General features: G+C 44.2%; 2 protein-coding genes. Both read left to right on the top strand.

Features of this window, described 5'->3' with window-relative positions:
* The coding region (locus BM100_RS21610) for an inverse autotransporter beta domain-containing protein (protein WP_175494997.1) at positions 1-2,658 on the top strand (2,658 nt) is incomplete at its 5' end.
* A 670-nt stretch (positions 2,659-3,328) separates the two neighbouring features.
* Positions 3,329-6,235, top strand: coding sequence for an inverse autotransporter beta domain-containing protein (locus tag BM100_RS21615; RefSeq protein ID WP_092514773.1), 2,907 nt, complete (start codon positions 3,329-3,331; stop codon positions 6,233-6,235).
* Positions 6,236-6,858 lie beyond the last annotated feature (623 nt).

The following is a 6,858-nucleotide window of genomic DNA, read 5'->3' on the forward strand; positions in this document are numbered from 1 at the left end:
GAACAAGCCAAGTCTTACGCATTAGGTAAAATAAATAACACCATTGCAACTGAAACCCAACAATGGCTGTCCCGTTATGGCACCGCCAGAATTAATTTTTCCCTTGATAGAAAGGGAAAATTGGATAACAGCGCGGTCGACCTGTTGCTGCCGCTGTATGACAACAAAACCGACTGGTTGCTATTTACCCAACTGGGGTATCGGCACAAGGACAGCCGCCACACCCTCAACCTCGGGCTGGGTGGCCGTTATTTTACGCCCGGTTGGATGTACGGGATCAATACCTTCTTTGACAATGATGTGACGGGAAAAAATAAACGGCTGGGCGTGGGAGGAGAAGTCTGGACAGATTATGTCAAGCTCTCGGCCAATACCTATTGGCGCGTGACCGAATGGCATCATGCCCTGTCCAACAAAGAATACGATGAACGCCCCGCCAACGGATTTGACCTCAACGGCGAATTTTACTTGCCCGCCTATCCCAACCTTGGCGGGAAGCTGGCCTATGAACAATACTATGGTGACAATGTAGCCCTGTTTAATCGTGATACCCAGCAGAAAAACCCCGGCCTGGCCAGGATCGGCCTGAATTATACCCCGATCCCACTAATGACCATGGGAGTGGATTACAAATACGGCAGTGGCGGAAAAAGTGAAACCCTGTTTCAGGCCAACCTGAATTACCGTTTTGGCACCCCTTTTGATGTCCAGCTTTCCCCCAGCAGTGTAGCGTCCCTGCGAACACTGGCGGGAAGCCGCTACGATCTGGTAGAAAGAAACAACAATATCGTACTGGAATACAGGAAAAAACCGGAATTCAATCTCACCCTACCCAATTTCGTGAGCGGATTCAGTGCCCAGCCTGTCACCACGAATGCCACTATTGTTTCCGCAAAACCGGTGAAACAGGTTGATTGGCAGGTAGATCCACAATTCCTTAAAAATAAAGGTGTGATAAAACCCCGCGGCAATCAGCTTGAACTGGTGCTGCCTACATTCGATACCGCGACTGATGCCATCAACGACTATACCCTCAGGGCTAACGCTAACAGCGAGGATGGCAGACAACGGACTGCGCAAATGAAAATTATTGTTGAACCTTTTGTGGTTAAAGATAAAAGTATCAAACAAACAACAGAAGGCTCTGCGATTGCCAACGGCCAATCCGCTTATGAGCTGACTGCTAGCATCACCCACGGCAACGAACATAAAGCGCCACTGAAAGATCAGGTATTCTCAAACGTGAAATGGTACCTCAAACCAGAGAATAAAAAGGCCACACTGGCGTGGGATAAATCAGGGAAAACGAACGGCAAAGGGCAGTTGAGCGCCACCCTTACCAGTACCACGCCGCTGGACAAAAGTACCCGTATTTTTCTGGTGATGGATGGCATGAAGGATACCGTGATAGGTGGCGAAAATACCGTCAACTTCGATGGTGTCAAGTTCGACGGGGAAATGACTCAACTGCCTTCAGGCTCTCTGAAAGGCAACGGCCAAGATACGTATACCTTTAAAGTTAAGGTACTCAATGCCCAAAATCAGCCGATCATCAAACAAGTCATTTCCGGTGTGACCTGGAAAATCAAAGACGACAAGGACGCCAAAGAGCAGATGAAACTGGTGACGCCGGAGAATTCCATGACCGATGGAGAGGGGTATTTAGTCGCCAAGTTAACAAGCCAGTATGGGTTTGATGACATCATTGTGGAAGCCACCTTAACGCCATCCACAGGAGGTGCGCAAACCCTGCCATCAAAACCGGTGAAATTTGAGGTTGTTCCACAGCAGGCCGGCATTTTGCTGAAATCAGCCGTTGCTCCGAACTTTAGTAAAGAGTTCCCTGCCCAAGAGCAAGGAAGGCCTCACAACGTGCATGATCAATTGGAAGTGTACCTGACCCGGAAACAATCTGGCCAAACCACTGCATCGCCAATCATGGTAGATGCCGGGGGATCATCGGAACACATTGACTTCAGCGTTGACAATGAACGAAATGCAGCGGTAGACCAGAAGACGGGTAAAATCACATTCCCTCTGGGAACCTGGGGATGGTCCGCTCCTAACATAATTCTTGATCATAAAGCCACGGTCATTGCGAGCGTCACGGATAACACCACCGGAGCCAAAGCAACTTATACCTATCACTTCAACCCCAACTATTACTTCTATAATACCAATATGATAAGGCTAGTGCGAGCGGCGGGTACGGTGCATAAGGCGGGTACGAAAGTTGACCCCGATAAGGCTACTTCACTTGTACGGCCAACAAATTGTGATGATTTTTACTCTTCTGATCAAATTGAGTTTCACTATAAATATCCCGACGCTCTGACTAAAGAAGGCAATTTAGCCGCATTCACTGACCCAACTATCACTCTCCTAACAGAGCTAGTTAATGAATATGGCTCTGTAGATAAAGAGCTCGGAATTTTCAACAGTACTGCTCATAAAAACGAGTACATAATCATGAATGGCTCTCCATCCCAAGTACCTGACCAAGCCTCCAAGTATTTTCTATTCAATTACAGAAATAATTCAATATTACCGCCAGATGATACCAAAGGGGATGGGGCATATAATAACAAACAATTGACAGGAAATTTGTTGTGTGTCTTGAACCGACCGATTCCAAATAATAATCAGCCAGTAAATTAATCGATCAGTCAGCCCATTTAAATGTCAATATGATGCTTTAATGTGGAGCAAAATAAAAACAACAGGCCCAGAACTTACTGGGCCTGTTGTTAATGGGACGTACAAATATCGATAAAATAGCCAACCAACAGCTCAATTCATTCTATTACAAACACAGCATGATTAAACGCCAATGGATTTTACTATGGCACATTTAAATCAATACCTATAAGGAAAAACACCGTTTTCCCATAAATAATCAAGACAGATTTCAACAGAGATAATGCAATTACCTTTTTTTATCACCCGATAATAATTATTCATTACGCAGACTGATAAAAAAAATCCTAATGTATGTTAGGGGTGGGGAATATTATCTTTTTATATTCATTGGATAGTTTTCCCAACAAACATCAATTTGCTGGCTGGTCAAAAAATCATCCCCGTTAGATAAATAACACGCACAATCAGGATGGGTGAGGAAATATCACCAACACACCATCATCTTGAAGAATAACATGTATATGCGTAATAAATCTGCAAATTGGTTTTTAACACATGACCCTAACACAATATTTTTAACACCCTATTTTTAACATAACGTTTTAAAAAAAATGTTTTTAACACAACATGTTTAACACAATAAAGATCAAGCGCTGGCAACAGCCCATATTTCGTGAGGAATTCAGATATGGACTCGTATATTAACCATAAATCGATCCGATTTTCCGTTCTTTTATATTCGCTTTTGCTGCCCATGACACCCATGAATGCCTTTTCGGCAGGGGAAAGGTCGCTTGAGGACAAGGCCGCAAGAGAAACCTGGCTGAATCCAGCCACTGCCAATCCAGCAGAAAATGATAAAGTCGGGGTGGTGACCCAAAATATCCAGCAGGTCAGCAATGTGCTGTCCTCATCCCCCGCTCAATTGACAGAACAAGCCAAGTCTTATGCATTAGGCAAAATAAATAACACCATCGTGACAGAAACCCAACAATGGCTGTCCCGCTATGGTACCGCCAGAATTAATTTTTCCCTTGATAGAAAAGGAAAATTGGATAACAGCGCGGTCGACCTGCTGCTGCCGCTGTATGACAACAAAACCGACTGGTTGCTATTTACCCAACTGGGGTATCGGCACAAGGATAGCCGCCACACTCTCAACCTCGGGCTGGGCGGCCGTTATTTTACGCCCGGTTGGATGTACGGGATCAATACCTTCTTTGACAACGACTTGACGGGAAAAAATAAACGGCTGGGTGTGGGGGGAGAAGCCTGGACGGATTATATCAAGCTCTCGGCCAATACCTATTGGCGCGTGACCGAATGGCATCAGGCCTTGTCCAATCAGGACTACTATGAACGCCCCGCCAATGGGTTTGATCTCAATGGCGAATTTTACTTGCCCGCCTATCCCAACCTTGGCGGGAAGCTGGCCTATGAACAATACTATGGTGACAACGTCTCCCTGTTTAATCGTGATACCCTGCAGAAAAACCCCAGTTTAGCCAGAATCGGCCTGAATTATACCCCGATCCCGCTGGTGACCATGGGGGTGGATTACAAATACGGTAGCGGCGGAAAAAGTGAAACCCTGTTTCAGGCCAACCTGAATTACCGTTTTGGCACCCCTTTTGATGTCCAGATTTCCCCCAACAGTGTAGCGTCCCTGCGGACACTGGCAGGAAGCCGCTATGATCTGGTGGAAAGAAACAACAATATTGTGCTGGAATACAAGAAAAAACCGAAATTCGAGATCTCCCTGGACAATCTTCGGAGCGGGTTCAGTGCCCAGAAGATCAGCGCAGCCGCTAATATCAACTCCGACAAACCGGTGAGACAGCTTGACTGGCAGACTGACCGTCAGTTTATTCAAAACGGCGGGGCAATAATGCCCAAAAACAACAACCAGATTGATCTGGTGCTGCCAACGTACAAGCCTGATGGAGTCAACAACTATACCTTAACAGCCCGCGCCGATAGTGAGGATGGCAGGCAAAAGACAGCTCAAATGAAAATCCGTGTTGAGCCTTTTATCGTTAAGGAGAAAAGACTCAAGCAAATGATAGAAGGCCCCTTGGTGGCCAATGGTCAGTCAGCTTACGATCTGACCGCCGTTATCACCCACGACAACGTAAATAACATGCCACTGAAGGATCACTCGTTCTCAAACGTGGAATGGTATCTCAAACCAGAGAATAAAGAGGCCACACTAACCTGGGATAAATCAGGGAAAAGTGGTTCTGAAGGACAATTGACCGCCACCCTCACGAGTAAAGCCCCCCTGGACAAAAATACCAAGATTTATCTGGTGATGGATGGCATGGCAGAGACCCCTATCGGGGGCGGGAATGGCACAGTCAACTTCGACAATGTCAAGTTTGACGGGCAGATGGTCCAAGAACCTTCAGGCCCCCTGCAAGGTAACGGCCAAGACACGTATACCTTTAAAGTCAAGGTGCTCAATGCTCAGAATCAGCCGGTCATCAAACAGGCTATTTCTGGTGTGACCTGGAAAATCAAAGACAACAGGAACGCCAAAGAGCAGATGAAGTTGGTGACGCCGGAGAATTCCATGACCGATGGAGAGGGGTATTTAGTCACCAAGTTAACGAGTCACTATGGGTTTGATGACATCATTGTGGAAGCCACCTTAACGCCATCCATAGGAGATGCGCAAACCCTGCCATCAAATCCAGTGAAATTTGAAGCTATTCCACAATCCGCCGGCATTTTGCTGACGTCAGCCGTTGCCCCGGGCTTTAAGAAAGAATTTTCTGCTGATGAGCAAGAAAAGCCTCACAACGTGCATGATAGACTGGAAGTGTACCTGACCCGGAAACAGCCAGACCAAACCACGGCATCGCAGATAACGCCAGATTCCGTGGGATCATCGGAACACATTGACTTCAGCGTTGACAATGAACGAAATGCAGCGGTAGACCAGACTACGGGTAAAATCACATTCCCTCTGGCAACCTGGGGATGGTCAGGCAGCCAAAATGATCCTAACCATGTGGCGACGGTAGCTGCGAACATCACGGATAACACCACCGGAGCCAAAATAGTTTATACCTATAGATTCAATCCCAAACATTACTTCTATAACCCAAATAAGCTACAGGTAGCGCCTTTCTACCCCCTTGATAGCAAAGATTATCCTGCAAATAAAAAATATCCCGAAAGAAAGACTGAAACTTGTAATGTATATTCCCTCCACAATAAGAATGGAAAAATACCATATCCTGAGAAAATGGAGAATAATCCTAACGCATTCAATGATCCACTAGAGAGGCATTTGGTGTCATTAATCAATGAGTATCGGAGTTCAGATAAAAATCTTGGTATTTTCAATAAAAATACAGATAAAACTGATAACATAATAATCTTTTTATCTCCAAACGACTCACTTAACGATACTTACAACGCATATAGGACATATAATTATACAAACTCTAAAATAAATATGGGGGCATTCCATACCAGTAATCGTGTAGATATGCTGAATTACGATGCATATGATCCAGATTCTCCAGATGCAGAGAAGAAGCTAGAAGCTAGAGGATATTTGCTTTGCCTCAAAAACGCATTATCATAGCCCACACCATTCACGGAATGATCGTAATTGATTTAAACAATATGGAAGGGTTAAATGCCAATATGATATTTTAATATGTAGCAATAAAAAACAGGCCCAGTGAAATCTGGGCTTTTTTTTGGCGATGAAAAATATCGATAAAATACCTATACGGTAAAATACCACTTTCCTATAAAAATAAAGAAAAACTTCAACAGAGATAACGCCATTACTTTTTTTTATCACCCGATAATAATTATTCATTACGCAGACTGATAAAAAAACTCCTAATGTATGTTAGGGATGGGGAATATTATCTTTTTATATTCATTGAATAGTTATACCCAATAAAATTCAATTTGCTGGTTGGTCAAAAGAAAATCATCCCCGTTAGATAAATAACACGCACAATCAGGATGAGCGAGGAAATATCGCCAACACACCAGTACGTTGGAGAATAACATGTATATGCGTAATAAATCTGCAAATTGGTTTTTAAGACTATTTTTAAAAACAATATCTTAAAAAAAATGTTTTTAACACAACATGTTTAACACAATAAAGATCAAGCGCTGGCAACAGCCCATATTTCGTGAGGAATTCAGATATGGACTCGTATATTAACCATAAATCGATCCGATTTT

The organism is Xenorhabdus mauleonii, from assembly GCF_900113945.1.
Taxonomy (GTDB): domain Bacteria; phylum Pseudomonadota; class Gammaproteobacteria; order Enterobacterales; family Enterobacteriaceae; genus Xenorhabdus; species Xenorhabdus mauleonii.

Bases quoted from the DNA above. Each gene is read 5' to 3' on its own strand.
- BM100_RS21615 (WP_092514773.1), top strand. From the start codon at position 3,329: ATGGACTCGTATATTAACCATAAATCGATCCGATTTTCCGTTCTTTTA.